This window comes from Acidovorax sp. PRC11 (genome assembly GCF_031844105.1).
Taxonomy (GTDB): domain Bacteria; phylum Pseudomonadota; class Gammaproteobacteria; order Burkholderiales; family Burkholderiaceae_C; genus Paracidovorax.
Map to the genome: position 1 here is coordinate 190,480 of NZ_JAUZUQ010000009.1, position 15,453 is coordinate 205,932.

General features: G+C 67.1%; 1 protein-coding gene. It reads left to right on the plus strand.

Features of this window, described 5'->3' with window-relative positions; genetic code table 11:
• Positions 1-15: 15 nt before the first annotated feature.
• Positions 16-15,453 (plus strand): hypothetical protein (locus Q9R47_RS12905; RefSeq protein ID WP_311233597.1); only part of this gene is annotated, 15,438 nt, incomplete at its 3' end.

The following is a 15,453-nucleotide window of genomic DNA, read 5'->3' on the forward strand; positions in this document are numbered from 1 at the left end:
TCGAGGGGTAGAAAAATGGTCAGCATCGTCAGCGGCAACGGTCTCGGGTTCAGCAACAGCTCCCTGGCCACCCTGGGGCAACGCACGGCGCAAGGCAATGCGGCCCAGGGGCGGGGCAATGAGCAGGTCTTCGTCAACGTCGCCACGGGCAACCTGGTGATTTCGGACACCGACGACCGGCTGGTGGCGCACGGCGGCGGGTACGAGGCCGTGCGCACTTACAACAGCCAGGGGCTGCTGAACGACGACAACGGCGACAACTGGGGGACGGGCTTCTACCGCCGCCAGCTCGTCCTGTCCGGCCAGGCCAAGCAGCCGGGCAGCACCATCACCCTCACGGGGCGCGATGGTTCCACCTCGCTGTTCACGTGGGATTCCGGGTCCAGCCGCTACGTCAGCACGGACGGTGCGCAGGCGTACGACCGCATCGAATCCACCAGTTCGGGGTTCATCTGGACGGGTGGGCAGAGCCAACGCCGCGAATACTACGGCGCTTCCACCGGCCGTCTCGACAAGACCGTGGACGCCAGCGGCAACACGACCACCTACAGCTACGACGCCGATGGAAACATCGCCAAGGTCACGGACGCCAGCGGCGAGTCGGTGCAATACGATTATGCCGGCGGGCTGCTGATGCGCGTACGCGTCGTTGACAGCCAGGGCAAGGCCGTCACGCGCACCAGCTATGCCTACGATGCGCTCAAGCGGCTGTCGGCGGTCACGGTGGATCTCACGCCCGCGGACGGATCGACCACGGATGGCAAGCTCTATCGGACCTCCTACACGTACGATGGCGACAGCCGCCGTGTGGCCAGCATCCGCCAGAGCGACGGCACCCAGCTCTCCATCGAGTACGTGCAGTCTGGCGCGGATTACAAGGTGTCCGTGCTGCGCGACGCCCTCGGTCAGACGTACCGCTTCAGCTACGATACGTCCGCACGCACGACCCAGGTCACGGACCCGGCAGGCCAGGTGAGCGCATATGCTTACGACGCCAAAGGGCAGTTGCTCAGCATCGCATCACCCGGGCCGGGCGGCGCACGGCTGCTACAGCGGTTCGAATACAACGGCAACGGTGACCTGGTGCGCACCACCGATGCGGATGGGCGCTCCGTGTTCATGGCGTACGACGCGCGTGGCAATCAGGTGCTGCAGCGCGATGCCGCCGGCAACACCGTCACGCGAACGTTCAACGCGCAGAACCAGCTCCTGACAGAGACGGTGTACACGCAGCCCGATCCCGACGGCGATGGTTCCGGCCAACCCTCCGGTGCGTTGACCTCGCGCTATGTGTACGACGATGCCTCCGGCATCCAACTGCGGTTCATGATCAGCGCCGAAGGCCGGGTGACGGAGTACCGCCGCAACACGTATGGCGAGGCAGTGGCAGTGCTGCAGCACCATGCCGCGGCATATCCCGTGTCTTCGCTGGCCCGGGATGCGGTGCCTACCGAATCCACGGTGTCGTCTTGGGCATCGAAACAGAATCTGCAACAGGTGCGCCGCACCGATTACGCGTTCGACTATCGGGGGCAGATGCAGACGGCGACCAGCTATGCATCCACCGATACTTCCGGCAATGGAGTCTCCGCCGGCAGTTCCGTCGTTCGCTATGTGTACGACCCCGCGGGCCGGCTGCTCCAGAGCATCGACGGCAAAGGTGCGACCACGGCGTATGCGTATGACGGGCTTGGACGGCTGATTTCCACGACCGACGGCCTCGGGCAGCTGGCCACCACGGTGTACGACGACGAGGGTGCCCGGATCGTCAACCAGGCAGCCAACGGCTTGCGGGAGACGCGGCTGTACGACCGTGCAGGCCGCCTGGTCAGCAGCCAGCGCTCCGACGCCGCCTCTGCGGATCTGGGAACCAGCAGCTTCATCTACGATGCCATGGGGCGTCTGCGCTCCAGCCAGGACGCGAACGGCAGCAGGTCATGGGTGCTGTACGACGAGGCGGGCAGGAAGTCCGCGGAGGTGGGGGCGTCCGGCGCGTTGCGGGAATACGTCTACAACGGCTCGGGCCAAGTGACCCGGATCATCGCCTACGCCACGCCGGTGGACCTGCGGTTGCTCACCACGTCCGATGGAAGCCCGGCTGCAGTGTCCGTCGCTGCGCTGAGGCCGGCGGGCGCTCCGTCGGACCGCAGCGACTGGACCATCTACGACGCGGCGGGACGGGTCTGGAAAACCGTGGGTGCCGACGGCAGCGTCACCGAGAACTTCTACGACGGCCTCTCGCGGCTGATTGCCACGCGACAGTATGCGAAGACCATCGCAACCGCTGCGCTGGGCGATACCCCGTCTGCCAGCGCGGCGAGTCCGTCCACGGACGCTTCGGCGGACCGGGTCACGCGGCATTTCTACGATGCGGACGGCCTGCGCACCGGCACGCTCGATGCCGAAGGCTACTTGGTGCTCAACGCCTACGATGCGGCTGGCAGGCTGGCGTCCACTACGCGGTTCGCGCGGCTGACTGACGCCTCCAAGCGTGCCACGGGTTCGCTGCAGGATCTGAAGCCTGCGACGAACAGCCAGGACATCGTCGAACGCAGGCTCTACGATGAGAAGCACCAGCTGGTGGGCCAGATCGACGGTGCCGGCTACCTCACCGCACTCGAGTACGACGCCAACGGCAACCTGGCGAAGCAGACGCGCTACGCAACGGCGCTCAAGGCGTCCGTGCTGTCGGCGGTGACCTCGGCCTCGTCCGTATCCCAGATCCGGCCGGCCACGTCGGCGCAGGACCAGGTCCGCCTGTACGACTACGACGCTCTCGGTCGGCTCGCGGTGGAAACCGACTACCAGGGAACGCGTACCGAGCATGCCTACGATGCTGCCGGCAACCGCATCCGCAGCACCGTGGCTGCGGGCACGGACCAGGCGCGCACCCGGCTTGCGCGGTACGACAGCCAGGGGCGGCTGGTGGCGGAGCTGTCCGCCGAAGGTGCCCGCCAACTGGCAGCCGCCCAGACCCCGGCGCAGATCGAAGCGGTCTGGAGCAGCTACGCGAAGACCCATGCCTACGACCTCGCTGGCCGCAGAAGCGCCACGGTCGACGCGAACGGCCTGCGCACGCTCTTCTTCTACAACACGTCGGGACAATTGACCCACACCGTCAATGCTTTGGGCGAAGTGTCGGAGACCCGCTACGACGCGCTGGGCCAGACGGTTGCCCAAATCCGCTACGGCACGCGCATCAATCCCGGCGAACTGATCGGCTCGCAGGCCGGCGGCCTGGTCAACAACAAGCTGCTGGCGCTGCTCCAGGCAGCCGCAAATCCGGCGCTCGATCAGGTCACGCGCACCGCCTACGGTGCCGTCGGCACGGTAGTGGGCACGACGGACGCGGCCGGCTTCGTGAAGAACTACGTCTACAACGCGTTCCGCGAAGAAATCCAGCGTACCGAAGCGACCGGCACAGGCGCCGCCAGCACCGCTTCGCTCACGCGTTATGACCGGCGCGGGCTGGTGGTGGGCCAGACGCGCGATTCGGCTGGCCTCGCCGCTGTGAGCAGCTACAAATACGATGCGTTCGGCAACCAGATCAGCGCGACCGATGCGCTGGGGCACACCCGCACACGCACTTTCGACAAACTGGGCCGCGAAATAACCAGTACGGACGCGGTCTGGGCTACGCTCACGACCAAATACGACGCATTCAACCGTGTAGTCTCCCAGCTGAACGCGGAGGGCAACACCACCACCTACGCCTACGACGCGAAGAACCGCACGGTCACCATCAGCACGGACGAAGGCCTGCTCGTCAAGCAGACCTACAACCGGCATGGCGACATGGTCGAGGTGTCGGACGCCCGCGAAGACGTGACGCGCTACACCTACGACGCGGACGGGCGCCAGACCGGCTCGTCGCAGAGCGTGTGGCATTTCGACAGCAACATCACGGAAACCGTCACCACCGGCAAAAGCTATGACCGCGCAGGCCGGCTGGTGGAAACCACCGATGCGAACGGCACACGCACGACCATTGCCTACGATGCGGCCAACCGCGTTCTCACCCGCACCGTGGACGCAGGTGGCCTGTCGCTCGCGACCCAGTACGCCTATGACCCGCTCGGGCGCCAGATCAGCATCACGCAGCCCGGCGGCACGGTCACCGCGCTGCGCTACGACGCGAAGGGCCAGCTCGTCGAACAGGTGGTCGATCCTGCGGGCCTGGCGCTTTCTACACGCTACGCCTACGACGCCCAGGGCCATACCCTGGAAGTGATCCGGCCTGAAGGAACGCGCACTCGCTATACCTATGACGGTGCCGGTCGCCGCATCAGTGAACAGGTGGACCCTGACGGCCTGAACCTGAAGCGCACCTACACCTACGACCTGCTCGACAATCTCACGAGCAGCGTGGATGCCAACGGCAACACCAGCTACTACCTCTACGACGACGAAAACCGGCAGACGCTGGCGATCGATGGCTCAGGCTCCGTCAAGCAGACGAGTTACGACGCGCTGGGCCGCATCAGCAAACTGGTCGAGTACCGCAACCCCTTCACCGATACCGCGCTGCTGCAGCGGTACGTGGCCGGGGGTGCCGTTTTTGGGCCGTCCACGTGGGAATCGCAGGTGCGTGAGGGCCTCGTGCCCGCCGGTACCGACAGGATCGAATACCGGTCGTACGACGCCAACAACCACCTCCAGTCCGTGGTCAACGGGCTGGGCGAGGTGACCACCTTCCTGCGCGACAACAACGGCAGGGTGATGGAGCAGCGCACCTTCGCCAACCGCATCGCCGTCGGCGGTGCCGACGGATGGACGCCGGGAACGTTCCCCACGCCTGTTCCCGACGACGCGCGCGACGTGCGCACGCGGATGGCGTACGACCCCCTGGGCCGCTTGATCGTCAAGGTGGACGGCACGGGCGCGGCCACCAAGTTCCGCTACGACGGTGCCGGCAACATCGTGGAGCAGGTGCGCTACGCGAAGCGCATCGATATCACCGTGCCGTGGTACGACGAATCCTTCGTTTTCCAGCTGGCCGACCAGGAAGGCGCAGCAGCCAACGTGGTCGAGAAAAGCACGTACGACGCAGCCCAGCGCCTGATCTGGAAAAGCGACGGCACGGGTGCCGTGACGGGCCTGCGCTACGACGCAGACGGCAACGTGGTGAAGACGGTGCGCTTCGCCACCGCGCTGGCGGCTGGCCGGGCACCGCAGGATGTGGTTCCCGCCGGCGGCGACCTGGCCACCGACTACGTGTACGACGCCGCCGGCCGCCAGATTTACGCCGTGGGCCCGGATGGTGCGGTCGTGGGCAGCATCTACGATCGCAACGGCAACCTGCGCCAGCGCACGTCCTACGCCGGGGCCATCACGCCTCCGGTGGCTGGGCTGGGGCCGGTGTTCAGCCCGGCCATCGCCAACCACGACCGGGGAAGCATCTCCCGGCTGCTGCGCAGCCAGGGCGGAGACCGCACCACGACCTGGGCCTATGACGCGTCGAACCGGCAGGTGCTCCAGGTGGACGCCCTGGGCGCCGTGACGCAGACCACGTACGGTGCCAACACCGTCTCGACCAAGGCCTACGCCAACGCGATCGGCGTGGCGGGCTGGCAAGCGGCCGATTTCACTCCCGCGCGCGTGTTGGGCACGGTGCAGGGCAGTGGCCAGGACCGCGTCACTGTGCAGACGCTGGACGGTGCGGGTCGCGTCGTGCGCACGGTGGATGCGGCCGGCTATGTCGTTGGCCGCGAATACGATGGCACGGGCCAACTCCAGCACGTCGTCGAATATGCCTTGCAGGCCGGCACGCCATCCGCGCAGGACCGCCATACCCGCTACACCTACGACGGTGCGGGCCGGCTCGTCGGGAAGACCGATGCGCTCGGAGGGCAGCAATACCACACGTATGACGCACTGGGGAACCGCATAGCGTTCACCAACGAGGTGGGCGCTGCCTGGACCTACGCCTACGATCTTGCGGGTCGGTTGATCCGCGAAGTTTCGCCCCCGGTGGCCGACGGCCCGTCCGGCATCGTGACCCTGACGGGATACGACCTGTTCGGCAATCTCGTGTCGCGCACCGAGGCAGCGGGACGCCCGGAACAAGCCATCACCCGCTACGAATACGACGCTGCAGGCCGGCAGACGGCCGTGCAGACGCCGCTCACGCGCACCACGGGCCGGTATGACACGACCGGACGTTTGATCCAGACGACCGATGCCAATGGCGTGATGACCGTGCTCGCCTACGATGCGGCTGGCCGGGTGCTCACCCGCACCGTGGACCCGTCGGGCCTGAACCTGCAGACGCGCTACACCTACGACGCGCTGGGCAACCAGCTGAGCGTGACGGACGCGCAGGGCGTGGTCACGCAGTTCGGCTACGACGCCAAGGGCCAGCTGATCCGCCAGGCGGTGGACCCCACGGGCCTGAACCTGGTCACCACCTTCGCCTACGACAGCGCGGGCCAGCAGGTGAGCGTGACGGACCCGAACGGCACGGTGACCCGCTACGAATACGACAACATGGGCCGCCGGGTGCTGGAGGTGGTGGACCCGTCCACCGCCACGCACGCGGGCCTGAACCTCGCCAAGCGCTACACCTACGACGCGCTGGGCCACGTCACGAGCGCCACCGACGCGCAGGGCCACACCACGCGCTACGCCTACGATGCGCAGGGCCGACAGCGCTTCGTGCTCGATGCGGCCGGTAACCTGGCCGGGACCGCTTATGACGCGGCCGGCCGCGTGGTGCGCCAGACGCGCTATGCCGTGGTCGTTCAGGCCCCGGACGGTCTGCCTTTGAACGCGACGGAAGATCAGATCAACGGCCTCAAGCGTCCTGATGCCGCGCGAGACCAGACCGAACATCGCATTTACGATGCGGACAACCGCGTCACGGCCACGGTGAACGGCGCGGGCGACGTGGTGCGCTTCGCCTACGACGGCGCGGGACGGGTCATTCAGCGCACGGCCTACGCCCAGCGCATTTCCATGACCAACTGGGTCGTGGGCACGGAACCGCAGCCGGGTGCCAGCTCCGCCAACTCGCCGGACATGGTCACGCGCACCGTGTACGACGCGGCCGGCCGGGTGCGCTACAGCATCGACGGCACGGGCGCGGTGGTCTCGCAGCGCTACGACGGCAACGGCAACGTCACCCAGCGCATCCGCTACGCCAAGCGCCTGGACATCGCCAGCCAGCCGCTCACGGCGAACACGGACGAGGCCGAACTCACCCGCCGCGTGGAGACCGAGCGCCTCTACGACGCGCAGCGCGACGAACAGACGCGCATGCGCTACGACGCGGCCGGGCGCGTCACGCTGAGCGCTGACGGTACGGGTGGCGTCTCGCAGTACCTCTACGACAAGGCCGGGCGGATGCTGCAGAGCACCCGTTACGCCACTCCGATCGGAGACATCGGCACGGGCGACGGCCCGATCACCGTGCCCCAGACGAGCCTCTCGGATGCCTTCGTGCGCAAGGTGTACGACGCGGCCGGCCGTCTCACCAAGGAGGTGGACGCGAGCGGGGCGGTGAGCACCTACGACTACGATGCGGCCGGGCGCCTCGTGCGCGAGACGCGCCTGGCGGTTCCCGCGGATGCCTACCGCAACGTGCAGGCAGGCGCCATGCTGCTGGCCGAGCCCACGCCGGTGGCCAGCAGCGGCGACCGGATCACGCGCCACTTCCTGGACCGCGCGGGGCGCGAGGTGCTCACGATCGATGCCGAGGGCGGCGCCACCGAGCGCTTCTACGACGGCGCGGGCCAACTGCTGCGCGTGCGAGAGGGGGCCACGCAGCTCACCGCCGCGCAGGTCATCCAGCTCGAAAGCCGGCGTGCCCAGGCGGGCGAACTCAGCCGCAGCTTCATCGCCCAGCAGGCGCCGTGGAGCGGCAACGACCGCATCACGCAGAACTACTACGATGCGGCAGGGCGCCTCGCCTTCACGCGCGATGCGCTGGGTCACCTGCAGGGCTACACCTACGACGGCGTGGGGCGCCTGGCCAGCCGCACCGTCTACATGGGCGAGCAGAGCCGGGACTTCTGGGCCGAGGAGGGCATCACCGGGTTCACCAAGACGACGGGCGGGGAAGGCTTGAAGCCCCTCTACCGCCTGGGCGGCCCGAACGGCGTGGAGGACCACCTCTACACCACGAGCGACGAAGAGCGGGCGCAGCTGATTGCCAATGGCTGGAAGGACCAGGGCAACGTCGGCTACGTGCGGAGCCAGCCGGCGAGCGGTGCGGCGCCTCTCTACCGCCTGCGGCCTCCGGGCGCGAGCACGAGCCACTACTACACGGCCAGCGAAGAACTGCGTGCCTCCGCGAGGGACGTGCTCGGCTGGATCGAAGAGGGTGTCATCGGCTACATCGACGTGGCGCCGGCCAAGGACAACGCGGCGCTCTACCAGCTGTATGCCAACGGCACGAACCGGCACTTCCACGGCCTCTCCCGCTCGGAGGTGGACTATGCGCTCATGCCCAACCCGGGGTTCACGGCGGGCGTGGACCGCCGCGAGAGCATGGCCTACGACGCGGCGGGCAACCTCATCGCCACCACCGACGCGGCCAACCAGACGGAGAGCACCGCCTACGACGGCACGGGCCGCAAGACCACGTTCACCAACAAGGCCCAGAGTATCTGGACGTACGCCTACAACGCGGCGGGCCAGATGGTGCAGGAGATCTCGCCGCAGGTGATGCTCGCCGATCTGCCGTCCTGGAGCCAGACGGGCCAGATGACGCAAGCGATGGCAAGCGTCGTCACCCGCATGGAGTACGACGCCATGGGCCACCTCACGGCGCGCACCGAGGCCGCAGGCCGCAGCGAGCAGCGCACCACGCGCTACGAATACGACGCGCTGGGCCGGCAGGTGAAGACCATCTTCCCGCCCGTGGGCGTCTACCAGGACGAAGGCGCGAACCTGATTGCCAATGGCCGGATCGGCTCGGGCTCGCGCTCCGAGCAGACGGTGGAGACCAGCAGCGAGACGCGCTACGATACGCTGGGCCGCGCCGTGGCCGGCCGCGCCGCCGGCAGCACGGCGTGGAGCTACAAGGCCTACGACCGCGCGGGCCACCTCGCGTGGGACGTGGATGCGCTGGGCTACGTGACGGGCTACACGCGCAACGCCTTCGGCGAGACCGAACGCCTGGTACGCTATGCGCAGAACATCACCACCCGGTCTGACGGCGTGCTGATGCGCGAAGACGAAGTGCGCGGCGCCATCACCGCCCGGGCGGGCAGTGCCGACCGCGACATCCTGACCGGCTACGACCGCATGGGCCGGGTGACGGAGGTGCAGGAGCCTTACGTCTTCTTCGTGGACAGCAGCACGGGTGAGCAAGGCGCGGGCCGCAAGACCACGCACAATACCTACGACGCGCTGGGCAATTTGACGAGTTTCGCCACTAACGTGGGCAACAACGTCTGGCCGGTCACGAAATATGGGTACGACCTGCTGGGCCGGCGTACCTCTACCACCGATGTGTTGGGCTACCTCAGCACCGATGCCTACGATGCGGCCGGCAACGTGGTGCGTCACGTGGAATACGCCACGAGGAACGCGGCCCTCGGGACCGCTCCCGACACCGGCAAGGGCGACCGCGTCACCGACACGGCCTACGACGTGCTGGGGCGCAAGACGTCCGAGACGCGCCGCGGCGTGGGCTACACGCGCGTGAACGCAGGGGCCGGGGACATCGGCAGCGTGCTGACGGAGGTCAGCCAAGCCAAGGATGGTGCCAATGCCGACGTGACCACGCGCTACGCCTACGACGCGCTGGGCAACCTGCTGCGCACCACGGACGCGCTGGGCGCGACCACGTACCAGTTCTACGACGCACTGGGCCGCGTGCGCGCCATCGTGACACCCACCGTCAACCTGGGCGTGGCGGGCAATGGCCAGGGCAAGAACCCCGTGAACCCGCTCACCGAGTTCCGACGCGATGCGCACGGCAACGCCGTCTCCACCGTGCAGTATGCAGGTGGCGCCACGGTGTCGGGCGATCAATCGGGCTACACCGCCAATGCCGCGCCGGAGGGATCGGCCAATCGCACGAGCTACACCCGCTTCGATGCCCAGGGCCATACGCAGGAGACGATCGACGCCGGCGGCAACAGCCACTACTACTCCTACGACGCCCAGGGGCGCCTGGCCAAGGAATGGCAGAACGTCAGTTACCTGAACGACGCGGGCGCCTGGCAGGTGCACAGCCTCTGGCGCGCCTACCGCTACGACGCGCTGGGGCGCCAGACGAACACCTACACGCCGCTGCAGGACAGCCCGGACCCGTCCGCCCTTCGCCTGGGCAGCACGGAGCTGCAGTACAACGCCTTCGGCGAGGTGACGCGCAAGCGGGTGCTGTGGCCTGATGGCAGCGGCCTGCTGGGCGCGATGGCGGCAGACGGCAGCCGTCTGCAGGGCGACGAGGTCTACGACTACGACAACGCCGGTCGCGTGTGGCGCAGCAATGCGGGCGACGGGGTGATGAAGATCTGGGCCCATGACCTGCAGGGGCGCCAGACGGTGCAGATGGTGGGCTCGGGGCGGTTGCGGCTGGACAACTACGCCGACATCCAGCAGGCGATCGCCGTGCAGGCCGGTGCTTCGGGAGAGTTCCAGCGCACGGACATGGTGTACGACCTGCGGGGCCAACTGGTGCGGACCGTCGCGCCCGAGCGCACCAGCGAGAAGGCCATGGGGATCACCACGCGCCAGAACCTGGTGTATGGGGTGATCACGAGCACGGAGACCAAGCAGAGCAATACCGATTCCGGTACCAACGCCTCCCAAGGCTACAACCAGGTGGACCTGGTCTGGCGCTCGTTGCAGGACCTGGGCAGCGGCGATGTGCGCATCACGCTCGGGTACGAACCGGCGGATTATCTCTATGGAGTGTCCAGCGACGGAGCCTACACTTCGCCTCCGTACAGTGGCCCCCGCACCGTCGTGGTGAGCGCAGAAGAGGCGATGAACGGGTACTCCTTCAAATGGAAGATGCCGCCCGCCCAGCCGAACCAGAACAGCGCGGTGGGAATCAAGGGCATCGCCAGCATCAAGGTCGAGAAGCTCGACATCTTCGGCAACTGGACCACGATCTACGACGTGGCGCCCAAAGGCAACACCTCGTCGTTCAACTGGACCGAGGTCGCCAGCCCCGGCCTGATCTGGAACGAAGCGGGCGAGGGACGCAAGCCCATCTACCGCGTCTACGACCGCTACAACGACATCCATCTGTTCACCACCAGCGCGTACACCCGCGACTCGCTGCTGATCGGCAACAACGGCTGGCTGGACGAAGGTGTCTCGGGCTACGTGGCCGAGCGGCCGGCCGCAGGCCTCACGGCGCTCTACCGCCTGGGCAAGTTCGGCACGAACACCTCCATCTACACCACCAGCGACAGCGAACGTGCCAGCCTGCTGGCCAGCGGCTGGGAAGACCGGGGCATCGACGGCTACGTGGGCGTTGCCGGCTCGGGCGCGGCGCCCGCAGGCATGACCAAGCTCTTTGCCCTGCAGCACCACAAATCGTCCAGTGGCGATGCCGAGTGGAGGGATGGCCTGTACACCACTTCGCCGAGCGAGCGTGCCGCGCTGATGCAGGGGCTGACGGGCGCCGATGGGCAGGTGAAGAGTGAGTCCGGGGGGCAGCAGTCCTCGGGCGGGGCCGTGTTCGGGCCCACCAGCGGCACGACGCAGAGCGGATCCAGCGGACAGCAGTCCTCGGGCGGTGCGGTGTTCGGGCCCACCAGTGGCACGACGCAGAGCGGATCCAGCGGACAGCAGTCCTCGGGCGGAGCCGTGTTCGGGCCCACCAGCGGGACGACGCAGAGCGGGTCCAGCGGACAGCAGTCTTCGGGCGGGGCCGTGTTCGGGCCCACCAGTGGCACGACGCAGAGCGGATCGTCCGGAGCACCGAAGAGCGGGAGTGCCGGCAGCATCGGCCGGGTGGCCACGCTCTACGGCGCGATCACCTCTCAGAGCATCGAGGTCAGCCTGCCGCAGGACCTCGTCACCAGCATCCGCATGGAAGTGCGCTCCGCCGGCGGCGGCTGGCAGACCGTCAGCCTGGCCAATGCACAGCGCACCTTCGGCTCGGCCCACCGTATCGAGCTGGACAAGCTGGGCCTCACGCCCGGCGGCTACGAGTACCGCATCACCAACGTGCGCGGCAGCGAGGTACGCGAGGTTGGTTCGGGCTCCTTCGCGCTCGGAGTGGCGGACACCGACAGCGCTCCGCCGCTGCAGGGCGTGGGCGTCGTGCAGGGCACCATCGACGGCAGCACGTACCAGGTATTGCGCTGGCCCCAGCCTGGGGCGGACGAGCGCGTGGTCTTCCGCTGGAAGGTCCCGGGCCAGAGCACCTGGACCGGCTCGCGCACCTCGGGTGATGGGGTGTTCACCCAGGGCGACGGCCGTACGACCGGCCTGGGCACGGGCTACCAGGGCGTGGCACTGAACATGAGCGCAGGCACCTACGAATACGAGGTGATCGTGCTCAACAGCTTCGGCGGCGTGGCGCAGCGCGCCACGGGGGTAATGACCACCTCGCAAGGGGCCAGTGTGGCCGTCACCACACCTGCGGTGGTGTACGCCAACAATAACGTGTCCAACTTCGGCATCCTGGGCTACGCCTGGAAGGATCCGGGCCCGGGACGCAAGCCGTTGCAGCGCTACTACTTCACGTACCAAGGCAATGACCACCACATCACGACGGGGGATGAGTCGGTCATCATGGAGATGAACCAGCGGGTTGCCGAAGGTGCCGCGGTATATGAGGGGGTGACGGGTTACGTAGACGTGAACCCGTCGGGCAACAGCAAGCGCCTGATGCAATACATCTATGGCGGAGACACGGTGTTCCAGCTGGCATCCAACCCCACCATGGTCTATCGCGGCGACTTCATCGTGCTCAACAGCGATCCGCGCTATCAAGCCGGATTCGAGTGGAACTGGTCGCGCTGGTACCAGAACGCTTACCAGAACGACGGCTACATCATGATGGCGCCAGTAGAGGGCACCAAGCCGCTTTATGCCATCTATGACGGCAACTCCTTCGGCAGCCGCAGTTTGGGCGATTTCCTCACGACGGATTCCGAATACGAGGTGATCTCCAACTTCATGATGAGCGCACCGATGGCTGCCACAGCAAGTCTGAGGTCGATCGCCATGTCGAATGCCGTCATCGACGGCAGCAACCATTCCGTATTGCAGTGGCCCCTGCCAGAGACGGGCGCTCGGGTCACGGTGAGTTCCTATCCGGGCATTCCGGGCGGCAACCCGGCGCCCTTCCTGTTCCAGCAGGGCGACGGCCGCTCGCAGTTCGCGGGCGGGGCGGCGCTGCAGGGCTTCGTGCTGGACGTGCTCACGCCGGGCACGACCTATCAGGTGAAGATCGTCATCGAGCACCCTGCGGGGATGTACCGCGATCCGTACATCGAGCAGGGCACGGTGACGATCACGGTCCCCTCGACGGGCGTTAACGGTGGTGTCACGGTCCAGCAAACGACTCCCACTTACGTGCCGCAGCTGCGTGCGCAGAACGCCCAGCAGGGCAATTTCACCAACCGCCCGGAGATCCTTCGCGGCTATGACCGCTGGGGCAACCTCATCAGCATCGACGAGACCCAGGGCCTGGGCGCGGGCCAGCGGGTGCGCACGGCCACGATGCGCTACGACGCCAACAACCAGTTGATCGCGCAGTCGCGGCTGCACGAGGACAGCAATTTCGCGCAGTCGTGGGCGACGACGCAGGTGTACTACGACGCGGTGGGCCGGCAGGTGGGCGTGCGCGACGCACTCGGCAACCTGAACGCGCAGGTGCGCGACCTGGCGGGCAACGTGGTGCAGGAGCGCCGGGCCGACGGCGGGCGCATGGACTACGGCTATAACGCGTTCGGCGACAAGATCTCCTCGGCCGAGAATGTCTCTGCGGATCGCAACCCGGTGGTGACGAACTACCGCTACGACCAGCTCTCGCGCCTCACGCAGACCTCGCTGGCCAGCGCCATCTCGCGCTACCGCATCGAAGGCAGCATGAACGGCGATGTGTCGAGGAACCTGTACGACTCGAGCGCGCACCAGAACAATGGCGTCGCCGGCCTCGAGCGCCACGAGATGACGTTGCTGGAGACGGTGGAGTACGACGAAGCCGGCCGCAAGCGACTGGTGACCAACGGCAACGCCGAGACGACACGCTACCGCTACGACCGCATGGGCAACGTGGTGCTGAGCGGGCAGGAGACGGTCAAAAACGCGAGCGGCGGGACCGAAACGCTGGCCTACGCCATGCGCTACCGCTACGACGCGCTGGGCCGCAAGATCGGGCAGACGGATGCGATGGGGATGACGCAGGCATGGAGCTATGACTTCTCCGGGCGCATGGTCGGGCGCACGGATTCACAGTCGGGCGGTGGCGCGCCGGTGGACTTCAACTTCCGCTACAACTTCGCGGGCCAGCTGGTCCATGAGGACAACACCCGCGTGGAGCCAGGAGCGGGCGGGGCCACGGCCACTGCCAAGCAAAAGAACATCGACTACCGCTACGACGGCGCAGGCCAGCTGATCGAGATCCGAGACAACTACCTGGGCCAGACCACCCGCTATGAATACGACCTGGCAGGCAACCGCGTGGCCGAGAAGATGGCGCAGAAGACGCTACTCGCCTCCGGCCTGCTGGACGACGTGGTCTACCAGGACAACCACCTGGTCTACGACGCCCAGCACCGGCTGCGGGCGGTGTTCGACGGGCGATCTGACGTGCGCATCACCTATGACCTGGCGGGCAACCGCAAGAAGGTGACAACGCACGTGGTGAACACGATCCGCACGAACAACGCGGGAGAAGGACCGCAGGATCGGCAGGTGGAGCACACCACCACCACGGACTTCGACTACGACGCGATGAACCGCCAGACCAGGAGCGCGGAGGCGTCGGAGGTCAAAGGGGCCCGGTGGATCTTCGACTGGCGGACCGGAGCCACGCCGTCCTATGAAAAGTCGATCACGGTACTCAAGTACGGCTACGACCTGGCGGGCAACCGCGTCAGGGAACAGACGTTCGACGGCATCGCCATCGCGGGCTCGCCGGACGGCACGGTCAAGAAGACCTACGACTACGTCTACGACGACCTGCACCGCATGGCCGGTTACACGGGCTTCGGCGCGAGCGACCTCATGGACGGCATCCTGTACGACGGCGCGGGCCGGCAGGTGGCGGCCCGCACGCTGGTCGGCGAGACGGGCGGCAGCTATGAGTACCGCTACAGCCAGTACGACGCGACGGGCAAGCTGCAGGACGTGCACACGGTGGTGCGCAGCGCGAAGACGGGCGACAACCAGAAGGTGGCGCAGACCACCAACGTGGCGTACCACGATGCGGGCGGAGCGACGGGCCTGGGGTACGACGCGGCGGGCAACCTCAAGGGGGTGCGCCAGGAAACCGATGGACAGGCCACGACCACGACGTACCAGTACACGTACCTC